The organism is Propionicimonas paludicola (assembly GCF_002563675.1).
GTDB lineage: Bacteria > Actinomycetota > Actinomycetes > Propionibacteriales > Propionibacteriaceae > Propionicimonas > Propionicimonas paludicola.
Window position 1 is genome coordinate 628,105 of the sequence record NZ_PDJC01000001.1, and the last position, 13,423, is coordinate 641,527.

13 protein-coding genes are annotated in these 13,423 nt (G+C 64.6%); 4 read left to right on the forward strand and 9 right to left on the reverse strand.

The annotated features are described in order from the left end of the window. Nucleotides 1–28: 28 nt before the first annotated feature. Complete coding sequence (locus ATK74_RS02835; RefSeq protein ID WP_098459624.1) at nucleotides 29–1,351, reverse strand: DNA methyltransferase; 1,323 nt, start codon at nucleotides 1,349–1,351, stop codon at nucleotides 29–31. A gap of 154 nt (nucleotides 1,352–1,505) precedes the next feature. Here ATK74_RS02835 and ATK74_RS15120 point away from each other — a divergent pair, with 154 nt between their 5' ends. Further along, the gene (locus tag ATK74_RS15120; RefSeq protein ID WP_143483538.1) at nucleotides 1,506–2,504 is read left to right on the forward strand and encodes a hypothetical protein; all 999 of its coding nucleotides are present in this window, start codon (nucleotides 1,506–1,508) and stop codon (nucleotides 2,502–2,504) included. 455 nt (nucleotides 2,505–2,959) lie between these two features. Here ATK74_RS15120 and ATK74_RS02845 read toward each other — a convergent pair whose 3' ends face one another. From ATK74_RS02845 to ATK74_RS02855, 3 genes are all read right to left on the reverse strand, one after another. Next, nucleotides 2,960–3,259 carry a hypothetical protein gene (locus ATK74_RS02845; RefSeq protein WP_098459626.1) on the reverse strand — a complete coding sequence of 100 codons (300 nt, stop codon included), beginning with the start codon at nucleotides 3,257–3,259 and terminating at the stop codon, nucleotides 2,960–2,962. A gap of 326 nt (nucleotides 3,260–3,585) precedes the next feature. Continuing rightward, on the reverse strand, nucleotides 3,586–4,377 hold the full coding sequence (locus ATK74_RS02850) for a hypothetical protein (protein ID WP_098459627.1): 792 nt from the start codon (nucleotides 4,375–4,377) through the stop codon (nucleotides 3,586–3,588). Between the two features lie 368 nt (nucleotides 4,378–4,745). Then, nucleotides 4,746–5,990, reverse strand: coding sequence for an RES family NAD+ phosphorylase (locus ATK74_RS02855; RefSeq protein ID WP_098459628.1), 1,245 nt, complete (start codon nucleotides 5,988–5,990; stop codon nucleotides 4,746–4,748). 1,038 nt (nucleotides 5,991–7,028) lie between these two features. On the opposite strand from ATK74_RS02855, the gene ATK74_RS02860 reads away from it, so the two are divergent. Further along, a complete protein-coding gene (locus tag ATK74_RS02860; protein ID WP_098459629.1) occupies nucleotides 7,029–7,460 on the forward strand; it encodes a hypothetical protein in 432 nt (143 codons plus the stop codon). A gap of 590 nt (nucleotides 7,461–8,050) precedes the next feature. Continuing rightward, entirely contained in the window at nucleotides 8,051–8,620 is a 570-nt protein-coding gene (locus ATK74_RS02865; protein ID WP_098459630.1) for a hypothetical protein, read from the forward strand. A 124-nt stretch (nucleotides 8,621–8,744) separates the two neighbouring features. On the opposite strand, the gene ATK74_RS02870 is transcribed toward ATK74_RS02865, so the two are convergent. After that, nucleotides 8,745–9,233 carry a DUF6326 family protein gene (locus tag ATK74_RS02870; protein ID WP_098459631.1) on the reverse strand — a complete coding sequence of 163 codons (489 nt, stop codon included), beginning with the start codon at nucleotides 9,231–9,233 and terminating at the stop codon, nucleotides 8,745–8,747. 91 nt (nucleotides 9,234–9,324) lie between these two features. Further along, nucleotides 9,325–10,401 (reverse strand): NAD(P)-dependent alcohol dehydrogenase, encoded by a 1,077-nt coding sequence (locus ATK74_RS02875; RefSeq protein ID WP_245840645.1) that lies wholly within the window; start codon nucleotides 10,399–10,401, stop codon nucleotides 9,325–9,327. A 113-nt stretch (nucleotides 10,402–10,514) separates the two neighbouring features. On the opposite strand from ATK74_RS02875, the gene ATK74_RS02880 reads away from it, so the two are divergent. Continuing rightward, nucleotides 10,515–11,129: a TetR/AcrR family transcriptional regulator C-terminal domain-containing protein gene (locus ATK74_RS02880; protein ID WP_211283262.1), complete on the forward strand. Its 615-nt coding sequence runs from the start codon at nucleotides 10,515–10,517 to the stop codon at nucleotides 11,127–11,129. 68 nt (nucleotides 11,130–11,197) lie between these two features. Here ATK74_RS02880 and ATK74_RS02885 read toward each other — a convergent pair whose 3' ends face one another. From ATK74_RS02885 to ATK74_RS02895, 3 genes are all read right to left on the reverse strand, one after another. Next, the gene (locus tag ATK74_RS02885; RefSeq protein WP_098459634.1) at nucleotides 11,198–11,716 is read right to left on the reverse strand and encodes a hypothetical protein; all 519 of its coding nucleotides are present in this window, start codon (nucleotides 11,714–11,716) and stop codon (nucleotides 11,198–11,200) included. Nucleotides 11,717–11,835: 119 nt separating this feature from the next. Continuing rightward, complete coding sequence (locus tag ATK74_RS02890; protein WP_098459635.1) at nucleotides 11,836–12,384, reverse strand: RNA polymerase sigma factor; 549 nt, start codon at nucleotides 12,382–12,384, stop codon at nucleotides 11,836–11,838. A gap of 174 nt (nucleotides 12,385–12,558) precedes the next feature. Next, nucleotides 12,559–13,278: a hypothetical protein gene (locus ATK74_RS02895; protein ID WP_143483539.1), complete on the reverse strand. Its 720-nt coding sequence runs from the start codon at nucleotides 13,276–13,278 to the stop codon at nucleotides 12,559–12,561. Nucleotides 13,279–13,423 lie beyond the last annotated feature (145 nt).

Genomic DNA, 13,423 nt, shown 5'->3' on the forward strand with positions numbered 1-13,423 from the left:
AGGGGTCAGGAGGCAGGCTCGCCGCGAGTCACGGTTGCGCGGTCGTAGCGCGTCGAAGGACGATCAGCCTTTCAGAGAGCTCAACCTGATGCCGGTCCGCGTTCGAAGGCCACCGGTTGCCTCGGATCCGGAGTCGAACGTCTTCGGCGAAGTCAAATCCGGCGTCTTGCGCGAGACCACCAACTAGGGCCGGGGTGTCGACATGAACCCCGTAGGGAGCGCTGTCTCCGACGAGCCATAGGACGGCACCCCCCGGCTCAACATGGTCATGTAAGTGACCCAGTACCGAGGCCATCGCGGCGAAGTACGCAGGCACAACTCGGTCGTACTCCTTAGCGCGATTCCCGCGGGCTGCTTGCGCCTCCTCGACGAGACCCACCAAGCTGAGGATGCGTTCGCCGGTCTCCGTGGTGTGATTACGCAGCCAATCCAAGGCCGCAGCCTTCTCCCCAACGGAGGACTGTTGGGTGGTGGCGGTGAGCATGTCGGCGCGCACCTCGCGGCACATTCCGCCCCAAGTGGTCACCTCTCCCCAGAAGTACAGCTCAAGTCGGGTGGCGTCCGCATAGTCGAAGTTGTTCAGGTACGGCGGCGATGCGACACAAGCGGCAGCTGGTTCTGGGATTCGGGACCAGACTCCGCCGTCGCGGGCGTCGCCAATGAGAACTTCCGCGTGTGTCTCGGAATCGGCGATCGACTCGAGATCGCTGGCCATGATCTCGGCTCTGGCGGTGAATCGCGCGATGGGGTCCGCATAGGGGGCTCGGCGTGTCACGCCGGGTCGCTGGTAGGGCCACCCGACCTTCACGTCGGCTACGTCTCGAAGTACGCCGAGAAGCGCCCACTTGAGGTAACTCGACGCTGGTGTGTCCGCGTGAGCACGTACAAGATGCCGGAGTCGAACGAGTTGGTCTAGTACAGAGGGGGAAAAGCACCTCCTCACCAGGTCTGGTTCATCTTCAAGATCAGGGGTCGCGCCAGAGAGGGGTTGGTGCGCGCTCGCGACTACCTTCTGACTCAGCTCGCGTACCTCGCCAGAAGTTGCGATGGGTGAAAGCTTCAACGTGGCCAGCTCGGCGACAAGCGGATGTGCCTCGATGCCCACGAAGTTGAGGCCTCGCGAGCGGGCGGCAGTCCCTGTCACCCCTGACCCGGCAAAGCAGTCGACAACAGTCCCGCTGGTTAGTCCGAGATTGTCCAACAAAAGTGCCGCGTAGTCGCTCGCGAACCCGGCGGGGTATCGGAACCATCGATCGAATGGCTCCACGCCGCTCGTGCCGTGACTCCGACCCCTGCCCGACGCGGGTTCAGGTGGCCATCCTGGCTTGGTCTCGGGGGACGATACGGGCATGAGGGCTATTCCACCACGGTGTGGGTGTACTTCGCTGCTTGCCCACGCTGGGACAAGGTGTGGTCGCCCGGAACAGCCCGACCCCCTTAGGCCCGTGGGAGTGTCCTGGTGCCCGATCCCGCGCGACGCGGGGGAGTAGTGAAAGGGTCGCCTTATGGCGATCAACAACTGGTGGGATGGTGACCCGGCAGAGCACTACTGGATGGAGATAACAGGACGCCCCGACCTCGGCTCCGACCTCAAGGCCCCAAAGAGTGACCCGTCTGGTCGTGCAAACTGGTCGTACAGTCTCCTGACGTACGTGCAACCTGGAGATCGCGTCTTCCACTGGCACACATCACTTCTCGGAGAACCTGCGATCGTCGGTTGGTCCGAGGCCGCAGGCCCGCTCAACACGATCTCTATGAGCTGGCAGGCCCGCGGCACACGAGGCCGCGCCCGAGGGGTGCCGACCACCGGCCCTGCCTGGCACCTGGCTCTCCAGAACTTCACCCGGCTCGACCGGCCGATTACGAGATCTGTAGTGAACGGGCAGCGCTTGAAGATCCTCGAAATCCAGCATGAACTCGAGGCATTGGTTGGAAAGCCCGTCTATGGACCTTTTCAGGACTACGGTCATCGCGAACTTCGTGCGAATCAGGCCTATCTGGTGGAGTTCCCCGCGGCGCTTGTGGATCTCCTGTTTGTACCGCCGGCCAACCCTGCGCGAACTACTTCACCCAGTGAGCGAAGCAAGACGGCGCGCATTGGACACACCCAAGGATTCCTGGCGGACGCCGCGGTCAGGACAGCTCTGGAGCTGCATGCCGTGCGCTTGGCCAATGACCACTACAGCAGTGCCGGCGCGGCTGAGATAGAAGTGCTCGGGAAGCCCTTCGACCTTCGTGTCGTGCTCAACGGCGAGGAGCGCCATGTCGAAGTGAAAGCATCGATGGGCGTGGACATCGAGGCGGTTCAGGTGACACAAGGCGAGGTCGATCATGCTCGGAAGTGGCAGCCAACTGACCTCTTCGTAGTTGACGGAGTTCGCGTCACCAAGGCTGGAAACGGTGAGATCGTCACGTCTGGAGGACGCATTCGACTGTGGAGCAGCTGGGTTCCCGAGGACCAAGCCCTGCGGCCGACCCAGCTTCGCTACACCCTTCGGCGCTAGTAGCCAAGCCCAGACCTCACAGCCGACGGCGACAGGCGATTCTGATGTTGCGATCGCCGAATATGAGGCATACCGGAGACGGCCCGACTGGGCGGAGCGCGGCGTCAACATCAGAAGCCTCAGAGCCGGACATGGACACCCCGACACCGATGGGGCGAGCCCTGTTCGGGATGGTCGCATGTTCGCGCAGCTGCGTGCGGACACCATCAGGCAGAACACCATGCTGGGTTTGGCGCCGGCCAGGGCTGAATGCGCGTGAGTCGCCGGCCCACAGTCATGACCCCGGAGCGCATCGAGCAGGCGCGTCGGATGAGAGCAGAAGGAAGAGCTTCGCGGGGATCGGCGGGTTCTGGGAGTGGGTTCTACTTCCGTCTCCAGGGCGTTGAGCTAACCCGGTCGTCCACCCCTGGGTCGGCTTGGGGCGCCGGTGAAGCCCGTTCGGAGTAGTGACGCGGCTACCTTCGATCCGTCTCGCTGGAGTTGGGCACCCAAGTCCAGGATCCCAGTGCTGGGCCGCCACTTCGTCTGGTCAGTTCGCCTACGAGGATTGCGATGGGTACCCGTGACAGGTCGAACTCGTCACCGAGCAGCTCAAGCGCGACTGCGGCATCCTCGCGACCACATCTACGGAACTGGTCTGGCGTCAGTTCCAGCGTTCGGGCCAACACCAGCAGCGTTCCTACAGACGGCCTCACCTCGATCGCATGGCTGCCCTTGCCCCGGATGCCACTGAGCGCCTCCTGGATCGTGCCCATGGCAAGGCCAGCCTCGGGAAAGATGAAGGGCCGACCAGCGCCGCAGGTGGCGGGCCGCGTCAACCAACACTGACTCCGACGGTGGGCTCATCGCGACCAAAGGTAGGGGTCCGAGGACGCGAATCGCGGTGACACGCGGTGTACGCCCGTGTGGTGCGGCTGGAACGCGCTTCGCGTCGCGGTGGTGCGGGTGGGCTCATGCTGAGTGTGCAGATAGCCTCCAGACCTGCGAGACACTAGCTCACGGCAAGTCGGACCCTACAGTGACGTCGTTTCCCCCCGTGGCCGCTGTCCGCTTGGGGCGTAGGGTCACCGCCGTGGGGGCATTAGTCCTCTTCGCTTACCGCCAGCTCAAACACGACCCGGATTATGCTTGTGTAGGTTCCTTTCTCCTTGCCAAGAGGGAGTGAGCCATCCGTCGCCTTGTAACCTAGCGACTGCCACTCTCCCGAAGCCAGTTCAGGAAGGCCGATTCCGTCCTGGGGGCTGCAGCAGCTGTGAATTCTTCCGCTGCCATTAACGAGCGTTAGCTTCACCTTGTGCTCCTTGCATACAACGGCGGCGCCGTCCCAAATCTCCTTGATGTTCTTGGCATCCAAGGTTACGGCGACGTACGCAGGGGCGGAGCGCGTTGCTCCGTCGAACAGCGCCATTCTCATCCTGAGGCCTTGGATGTCGAGTTGATCCAGGTTGTCGGCAGCGTCATTCTGGAGGTAGGTAGTCACTTCAACGGTGTCTCCAGGACATGCCGTGACTTCGTCCGCAGAGAAGATGTTTCGGTCGCTCCCCCTAAGGGCGACGAAGTTACGCTCGTCTCCCCAGTTGGGGTTGTCAGTGATGGAGTTGAGCGCAACGTAGGTCGCTGGATTCCCCATAGTGAATGTCTCGCGCTCTGGTCCCCATCCACCCTTGTAGGAGTCGTCGGATGCTTGGCTGCCCTGTTCGGGAATGCCGGCAGACGCGGATGGAAGCATGTCGGGCAGCGACTTCCCAGTAGACCATCCAACCAACGTGACAACGTTTGCGGCGTTGCTGATCACAGCCATAGCCAAGGCGCCGGCGGCAAAGACCGATCCTCCCCGCAACCACTTTTTCGCGCCATCGCCTTGAGTCTGCATCCGTTTCTCCTTCGGTGGTCAGCGGGCAGAGCCTACTGATCCTGCCCGCGATCCGCGAGGAGTTGTTCTGCATCAATCCGAGTCGGGATGTGGTGGATTTCGCCGACCGATACGACGTGAACCCTGGAGTCGTCATCCAGCACCTACACCACCACCATGGCCAGCGGCTGTTCAATCAGCAGACCCCGCGGAACCTCCACACGCCCTTAAGCCTGAGAGGGCCGCGCCATTCGGACGGGCGCCGGCGAATATGTGTTCAGTCTCCTAGGCCGGATCACAGGGACGGACGGAGGCGATCGTCGGTCAGGGAGCCGGCATCCTCGTCGCGCGAACGAACGCGCAGAGGCTCGACTCGGCGAGAGACCGCGTCAGAGAATGCTGCGCTCGACCGATAGGGCGCGTTTCACCCGATAGCGCCGAACTGTCTTGTGGTCAATCACAAAGAGCGGAGCCGCGGTGCCTCGGTCATTCTGCCGTAGGAACCGAGCGAAGCGGGATGCTGGCTCACCGAGTGCCTCAAACCAGATGGGGTCCCCAAAGAACAAAACGACGTTGGTCCCGCCTTCGCGAACTCGCGATGGGTACGCGATGCCGTCAAGGTGTGGGGTCGTCCACCACCGAAACGCCTCCGTCAACATCTGAGAGGCCACGTAGTCCACCGGATGACTCCCGTCCAAGATGACAGGGCGTGTAATGCGATCTCTGTAGAAGCTCAGGGCGTTCAGACGTTCGGCGCCTTCGTCGGACGTTTCATCGAAGACACTCCGGGGCGGCGGCACCTGTGTTAGGTCGAGAATTCGCAAAGGCTGCTGGAGGATAAACGTTCCCACCACGGCCTCGTCGTAAGGGCTGTGCGACGCCACCTCGGCACATGCTGTCTCTGCGTCTAGGGCGACGTACAGCATGGCCACACCCTGAGCGTTCATTCGCCCGGCGGTCACCCGTTCGGCGGGCGCCGGGCCAAGGGCGATGGAAGGTGAGTCGCGCGCCTTCAGCTCTAGCTCGCGAGCATCAAGCTCGATGCGAGCACGGTGCAGCTTCCTGCCTCTGGGGAGGGTGCGAATCAACCCAGCTCGTTCCTCTGCGAGCACCAGCAAAGACCTCACGAAGGCGTAGTTCTTCTCCGGTGCTGTCTCGGGCCGCGCGCCGACTGCGGGCGAAAGCAACCGTGACTCGTGCTTGATGCTCTGCTCGAAGTCGTCCCACTCGAACTGGATTCCCGCTTGTCGATCCTCGTCGAACGGCTCGAACCAGTCCTGAGCCTCGTTGATGAGTCCGGCCGTCCGCCTCGTCACGGAGTCCAGCGCAGCGGGTTCGACAGCATCCTCGAGCAGCCGCTCCACGACGTCGTCTGTATCCAAGGGCGGCATGAGCTGCTCCCCATCATCCGCCGGAAACCCATAGTGGTTGTATCTGCGTTTGGCGAAGTCGTGGACGACTCTTGCCAAGTGCTCCAGATTGATGACTTGTCCGGTCGGCGTGAGACTCGCAATGACGCAGATCGTGCAGGCACCCCTCGTCGCGAACTCCTCGACGCAGCGCAGAAGATGCGGATCTGTGATGTGTCCGAGACACATCGTGTCGCCGGTCTGTCCAATCGGGTCGAACTCCATATGTCGATCGTGTCATCGACATGCGGTGCAGCGTGACCTTACAGTCGGAAAGCTCGGCCCAACACAGCAGTCGCAGAGTCTCATATCTGCGAGCTCAGCTATGGTCCGTCGCTCTTGTGGCCAGCCACGAGACTGCTCCCCGCAAGGAGCCTGGGGCCGTCCTACTGGGCATTTCCGGACCCGCGTTATGCCCTAGTTATGCCCAACTTTGGAAGCAGAAGTGCCTCTAGCCAGCAATGCTGCTAGCCAGAGGCACTTTGCCGTGCGTCGCGGTGACGGGATTTGAAGCTGCCACGCAGCTTCCGGGTGCGGACGCCAGTCGTTTCCTGTGGCGGCGCAAGGGTGGGTCAGGAGATGACGGCGCGCCTGCGCATCGCGGCGGCAATCTCGGCATCCCGATCTCGAGTGACGTGCTGGTAGCGAAGCGCGGCTGGGCACTGGAGTGACCTGAGCCGCTTCGTCAGCTCTAGGAGGGTCGCCCCAGCCTGCGCGGCTAGTGGCTCAAGAGGGGACTGCCCAGCTCGTCGTAGCGCTGCCCACCTCGCCAAACCATTGTTCAGCGAGGTGAGAGGCAGGGATATGTGATGGCTGTGGTCGACGATGTGATCATCGGGGTGGTGTTTCTAGACAAGACCCCACAGGTCACATCCACACTTGAGGCATGGCAGAGACGCGGTGGTCCATCGATGACCTTGAGCAGGAACTCATTCGGTTTGAACGTGCTGCGAGGGCGGCAGGGTTGAAGGAGAACTCGGTACACACCTACGTGGATCGGTCTGCCCGCTTCGTACGCTGGCTTGCCGGCGAGTTCGAGTTTCACGGTGCCCGGTGACGCTTCGAGCATCGTGCCGGAGGTGACGCCTCTCGGCGACCGAGTCGACACGGCAATCAAGCCGGATATTGGCGAGCGATTGCACCCGCATGGTTTTGGGGTGGGACCTGGACGCTGGGACAATGCGCGAAGAGTCTCCGTGTTCTGACTCGTGAGCGGCACCGATCCGCACTAATCATTCGGAATTCCAACAGTTTGGAGACCCCATGACCACATCCCTGCGTATTCGTTTGGCGCCGTCGGCGCCGGACGAGGATGGCATCACGATTTACGTCACACCAGACGTGGCGGAGGACCTCAAGGCGGATCTGGAGGCAAGCGGATACAAGACCTCATGGGCCCTCGAGTTCGCGTTCGGTGCCGAGGACCTAATCATCGCCATAGCGTCGGTCGCAACGGCCGCCGGCGGCCTGGGTGGGCTCGCCGCCGTCCTTACCGCCTTCTTCCACAAGAACCAGCATCGCTCGATCACAATGAAGTCGGGCGACAATGAGATCACTCTCACGGGTCTTGCGAAAGGCGAGACGGAGGCCATCGTCCAGACCCTGATCGATCGAGTCGCAGAGCAGCAGAAGGCGCTGGACGACAGTTGGCACCGGATCCTGGAGGAAACAGAGGATCCAGGAAAGGACGAATAGGGGGCAGCCCGCTCAGGAAGCGAGATCCTTCAGGTCAGCGCGGTGCCCAGTCGACGGCACGCTTCACCGAAAGGTGATGCACTCACTTCGGCCAAGAAGCGGATGTGCGGCGTCCGGGAGCCTGACGCAGTGACTGGGGCTAACCATGGTCGGCGACGACGAACTGGAAGCGGATCGCCGCGTACCAGCGGCGAGTCTCCGCGGGATTGCTTTGCTTCACCTGCACCCCTCCGAGGTCACAGCTCGCTGCACGCAGCTTCACCTTGCCCGGCACCGAAGACCACGGGAACTCGACGGATTCCTCTGCCCCAGATAAGCCCCAACTCGTTCCAAGACTGTGCCAATTTCGAGTAAAGCCCCTAGTGAACGGCGAGGTGGGGCGACACCCACCGCAGGTTCGAGTCCTGTCGCCCCGACCACTGTGTTTTCGTCGCGCAACGGCTCGTCCCGAGCCATCATGCGGCTTGTTTGACGATCGGATCGCACTTGGGATCGCTGGCCCGCAAGCGGCGCGTGATCGCCTGCCAGGGGGCGTCGATTCCAGCGCTCCACGGTGATGCCTGCGAAGATGAAGCCACTGGGAGGTAGTCATGGGAACCCGCAAGCGTCTGGCCGCCGCACTCGCCCAGCAAGCCATGGTCAGGATCGATCTCTGCCCAAGACATTCCGAGCGTGTTGACGGCTTCGTGGTTGGCATCGGTAAGAAGTGGGGTCTCGTCGCCGCCACGATGGACGGCGGCTACTTCGACGGCTACCAGGCCTTCCGGCTGAAGGACGTCGACCGAGTTCGCCGCGACAAGAGCTTTGAGGGACGGTTCGCCCGAACTCGGCCAGAATGGCCACCCTCGCCGCCACCGTTCGGTCTTGACTCCACGGTGGGCGTGGTGAGGTCGCTGGCCGCCTGGTCACCGTTGATTGGCATCGAGAAGGCCAACGAGCGCAGCGCGATCTGGATCGGCAGCCTGCACAAGGCCGGACGCAAGTGGGTCTGGCTCCACGAGGTTGCGCCGGACGGGTCCTGGGCCGCGGAGCCTCTTGGTTACCGGACGCTGCGGATCACCAACGTCCAGGTAGGCACCCATTACCTGACCGCCCTCGCCGAAGTGGCGGGCGACAAGCCATCCTCCTCGCCAAGCGAATCACGGAACGACAAGCAGTAGAGCTGCGCCGTCGGGGATGCCGACGCCAGGCGGGGCTTCTCCATACCCACCTCAATTGAGCTGGTCTTGGTCGACCCGGTGCCCGCGGCGGACGGCTTCACGCCGCGGGCCTTCCGGGGTGTGCCTACATCGATCCCTGGTGTCGAGAGGCGGTCGGCGCGGGGGCGGCCGGGACGATAGAAGTTCGGGGCCAGGCCCAGGCGGAGCGGAGGATGAAGGCCAGAATCAGCACCTCGACTCCGATGGTGAGGGCGTAGTAGAAGGCGTAATCCCGGGTCGCCCCCGCCGCGTTGAACACCATGACCGGGATGTACAAAGCCGCCACGACGAGATTTGTCGCTCGGTTCGCGCGGACGGGCAGCGCCATGGAGAGCATCACCATCAGGGCCGGGATCGTGATGACCACGAAGAAGATGCTCATCAATGTCCCGCTGATGCTGAACGCGAAGATGGTGCCACCGCGGATCTCATCGATCTCGCCGGGCTGGTAGAGGTGGAAGTAGTCGATGTAGATGACGAGGAACATCAGGCTGGTCCAGGCTGCGGCGAGCTTGGCCTGCACGGGGATCGTCGGGTTGTCGAGCAGGTGCGGAGTGTCGGTTCGGATAGTCATTGGTCTTCCTTCATGAGGATCGGTCTGTCCGCCCCAGTGGCGGCCTGTCAGGGTGCGCATGCGCACAGGTGGGTTGTTGTCGGTCTGGTCGTCAGAGGGTGATCACCACCTTCCCTTGGGTGTGGCCGGCCCCGATGTAGCGCAGAGCGTCAGCTGCTTCGTCGAGGCGGTAGGTGCGGTCGATGACGGGCGTGAGCTGCCGAGTCGCGAGCAGGTCGGCCAGGGTGAGCAGGTCATCGCGCGTCTCGACGGACGTGAACGGCTTCAGCTGCTGACGGGTGAACCCAGACAGGACATGCGCTGTGATGATCCGGCCGATGGGGCCGAGCCAGCGGCCGCCGTGTCCGCTGTTGGGGATGAGCGTGCCGGTGGGCGTCAGTGCTCGGCGAACAGCCGACAGCGGCTGGGCCTCCACGTTGTCGAGGATGACGTCGTAGCGCTGTCCGGTGCGAGTGAAGTCCGCCGTCGTGTAGTCAACGACGTGGTCGGCGCCGAGCGATCGAACCAGGTCGACATTGCGGGTGCTGCACACCGCCGTCACCTCGGCACCGAGTGCTTTGGCGATCTGGACGGCGAAGGAGCCGACTCCACCCGACGCGCCCGTGATCAGCACTGTCTGGCCCGGCTGGGCCTTCGCGATATTGCGCAACGCCTGCAAGGCCGTCATGGCCGAGGTGGGCACAGCTGCCGCTTCTGCGAGCGACAGGTTCGCGGGCACGGGGACGAGATTGTCTACGGGCACGCAGGCGTGCTCCGCGAGCGTTCCCGCGGTGCTCCAGCCGAACACTTCGTCGCCGGGGCGGAGTGCGGTGACGTCCTTCCCGACTGCTGCGACCACGCCGGCCAGATCCCTGCCAGGAATGCCGTTGCGCGGTCGGCGGAGCCCGAACACCAGGCGCACCACGTACGGCCTCCCGGTCATGATGAAGTAGTCGCCAGGATGTATCGACGCCGCGCCGACCCGGACGAGCACCTCCCCGCGACCAGGCATTGGGATCTCGATCTCGGACGACTCGAGCACTGAGGGCGGGCCGTAGCGGTGCTGGACGGCAGCGCGCATCGTCCTCGCCTTGTGCGTCCCCGGCACCGGGTCCGCCGCGGCTTTTGATCGCTGTTCGGTTCCCACAGAAGCCTCCTCGTCGCGAGCCTTGGTGTTCGCTTCGTACACCGTACTATGACTAGTACGGTGTACGATTGTCAAGCAGTCGAGCAAGGAGATCCGTGTCCGAAAAGGAGCAACACCACGTCGCCTCAGACGCGGGGTTGAGCAAGCAGCGGCTGGTGGCCGAGGCGGTTCGTATGGCTGACCGCGAGGGGGTCGACCGGCTGAGCATGCGCCGGCTGGCCAGCACGCTCGGCGCGGGTGCCATGTCGCTCTACTACTACGTGGCGAGCAAGGAAGAGTTGCTGGACGCCATGATCGATGTCGTCTTCGAGGAGATCGAGCTGCCGTCCGCAGAAGCCGACTGGCAGTCGGCGATGCGCCGGGAGGCGCTGTCCACTCGCCAGGTTCTTGCCCGCCACCCCTGGGCCATCAGCCTGATGGAGTCACGGACGACGCCGGGGCCGGCCAACCTCCGCCACCGCGAAGCGTTCACCGCCTGCCTCCGAAAGGCCGGCTTCTCGCCCCTCATGGCGACGCACGCCAACTGGTTGCTCAACAGCTATGTCTACGGGTACGCCCTGCAGGCCGCCAGCCTGCCGTTCGAGACCGCCCATGAACTCGCGGACATGGTCGAGGACGTCTACCTTCCCCAGCTCCCTGCTGAGGAGTTCCCTTTCCTCAGTGAGTCCGCTGCGGCGCTCGTCGCGGTCGGTTATGACCCCGCCGAGGAGTTCACCTTCGGACTCGACCTCGTCCTGGCTGCCCTCGAGCCACTGAGGGACCCCGCGTAGCGACGGGCGTGATGCCGGCCGGGCGGTTGCGGAGGGGCGTCACGCGTACCCGCGGCGAGCCGCCGAGGTCAGCCGCCGCAGACGGTCCCGATCGCGGTGAACTCGGCGTCCACCTTGGCCAGCGGTTCGCTGAGCTTGTTCAGGGCGTCCGCGGTGGGGTTCTTGATCAGCTTCTCGAGGGCGGCCGAGACCTCCTCCACGGCGGCAACGGCCTTCTCGCTCTGCGCCTTCACGGCGGGGTCTTCGAGCTTGGCGATGGAGGCGTTCATGGTCTTGCTGAACTCCTTCAGGGCCGAGAGCGACTTCTTCGGGTCCGAGCCGATGTCCTTCAGGGCCGTGTTCAGGGTGGTCGCTGCCTCGTTCGCGGTCTTGCCGATCTCCAGGCACGCCGCTGCGCGGGTGAGGTCGGACTCGGCGGTCGCGGACGCGGAGGGTGCGGCCGAGGTGGGCGCGGCGGAGGTCGCGCTGGCGGCGGGCGCGGGCTGGCTCGCGGCCGGAGACGATGAGTTGGACGGTGCGGCCGCCGAGGTGCAACCCGTGAACAGGATGAGGGTGGCGGCGATGCCGGCGAGGACGGAGTTGCGCATATCGGGCCTTCTGGTGGTCGGTTCTCTGCTCGAACGCTACAGCCTCGGGACAGGGTGCTGAGCCCATTCTTGGCCGTCGCCTCGAGAAGTCCGCGAGGACGTCGAACCCGAGGCCCTCTTTACTGGGTGCGACGCGCGAGAGCGTTCTTCAGTCGCTTGATCGCTCGGTGTTGGATCACTCGGACGGCGCCGGCCGACTTGCCGATGATCTGGGCTGTCTCTTCGACGCTGAACCCGTCCAGGACGCGCAGGGTGATCACTGCTCGGTGGTCGGGTGGCAATGCGGCCAGGATCTGCTGGACCGACTGATCCTCACCCACGCCGGCGTCGGCTGCCGACGTCTGGTGGCGGGCTTCGTGCAGCCGCTCCACATCGTCGGTGGGGGAGCTGGGTCGGCGCCGGGCAGCTCGCCATTCGTCGACCACTCGGTTGCGGGCCAGCAGGAACAACCAGGCTCGGAAGGCGGCCTGGTCGCCGGTGAAGCCGGGAAGATTGCGAACCACCTGGACGAAGCACTCGCCCAGACAGTCGGACGGCTCCGCGGCGCCCTGGCTGGTGATGAACCGCAGCAGGCCCGGCGCGAACTCGTCGTAGATCGCAGTCCAGGCCCAGTCGGCGCCCTGCTTGGCCGCCGCGAGGGTGGTATCGAAGTCGTTGGCAGCGCTCACTGTTGGCCCCGAACCGGCGAGGACGGACGACGTCCAGCGGCCGCGGCCGGTGAACTGCCACCGGGCGGAGGATCGAACGGCTTCACCTGGTGAAGCTGGTGGATCACGGTGCCCAGACTGCACCTTTCAGGACTTGTGGCGACCCCGCCGGGCCGCCGGGTGAGTGGGAGCTGCTCAGTTGCCTGACGTGGTCTTGCCGGGTGGATCGGTCCGGGCGTGGCTGGTCGCCTCCGAGGTGGCCGCAGGCTTCCCCTTGCCCGGGTTGGCCGTCGGCTTGCCCTTGCCGGGGTTGTCCTCGGATCTGCCATGCTCGCCCTTCTCCCCGGACTTGCCGTTGTTCGGGTGGGACGGCTTGGCGGTCGGGCTGTGGTCGGATCGGGCCTCGTCCGACCTGCCGTTGTTCGACTGGCTGCCGCCAGGGGTGTCCTCGCCGGCCGGCTGACCGGGTGCGCCGGTGCTCTGGGGGCTATGGGTCGGTGGCGGCGGCACCGGCGGGCCGGAGGGTTCGTGTGCGCTCGGCTCGAGGGAGGCGGGGTGGTCGACGCGGACCGAGCTGGCCGGGATGGGCAACAGGTTCGGCAGGAAGCCCAGCGGGTTGGCTCCGACGGCCGCAGCAACCCCGACTCCCGTGGTCAGCACGCCGAGTCCGGCGGCCACGGCGGTGACGACCAGTCTGCGAGTGCTGCGGCGGGCGCGGGGCGGGGCTGCCGCAGCGACGATGCGGGCTTCGCGGGTGATCGCATCAAGGTGCGCCTCACGCACGTCACCCACCTCGGCGGGGGGGAGGGTCTTGGGCAGGTCGGAGAGGAACGCCGCAACGGTCGCCAGGTCGGCCTGGTCGGCCGACGGGTCGCCGGCAAGCAGTCGTTCGGTCGCTGAGTTGCTGAGTCTCACGTTCACCTCCACCCCAGATACCGCCGCGCGTCGTCCTGACGTTACAGCCGCCCGGCATTGCCCCTTCGAAACCTCGCGGCCCGCAGTTGTAACAACCAGCACGGCCGCGGCGGTTTACCGGTCAGGAGGCCATCCCCCCGGTGTT

Coding starts and splice junctions, on each gene's coding strand:
- ATK74_RS02835 (WP_098459624.1), bottom strand. CDS start 1,351: ATGCCCGTATCGTCCCCCGAGACCAAGCCAGGATGGCCACCTGAACCC.
- ATK74_RS02865 (WP_098459630.1), top strand. CDS start 8,051: ATGGGAACCCGCAAGCGTCTGGCCGCCGCACTCGCCCAGCAAGCCATG.
- ATK74_RS02870 (WP_098459631.1), bottom strand. CDS start 9,233: ATGACTATCCGAACCGACACTCCGCACCTGCTCGACAACCCGACGATC.
- ATK74_RS02855 (WP_098459628.1), bottom strand. CDS start 5,990: ATGGAGTTCGACCCGATTGGACAGACCGGCGACACGATGTGTCTCGGA.
- ATK74_RS15120 (WP_143483538.1), top strand. CDS start 1,506: ATGGCGATCAACAACTGGTGGGATGGTGACCCGGCAGAGCACTACTGG.
- ATK74_RS02845 (WP_098459626.1), bottom strand. CDS start 3,259: ATGGGCACGATCCAGGAGGCGCTCAGTGGCATCCGGGGCAAGGGCAGC.
- ATK74_RS02885 (WP_098459634.1), bottom strand. CDS start 11,716: ATGCGCAACTCCGTCCTCGCCGGCATCGCCGCCACCCTCATCCTGTTC.
- ATK74_RS02860 (WP_098459629.1), top strand. CDS start 7,029: ATGACCACATCCCTGCGTATTCGTTTGGCGCCGTCGGCGCCGGACGAG.
- ATK74_RS02850 (WP_098459627.1), bottom strand. CDS start 4,377: ATGCAGACTCAAGGCGATGGCGCGAAAAAGTGGTTGCGGGGAGGATCG.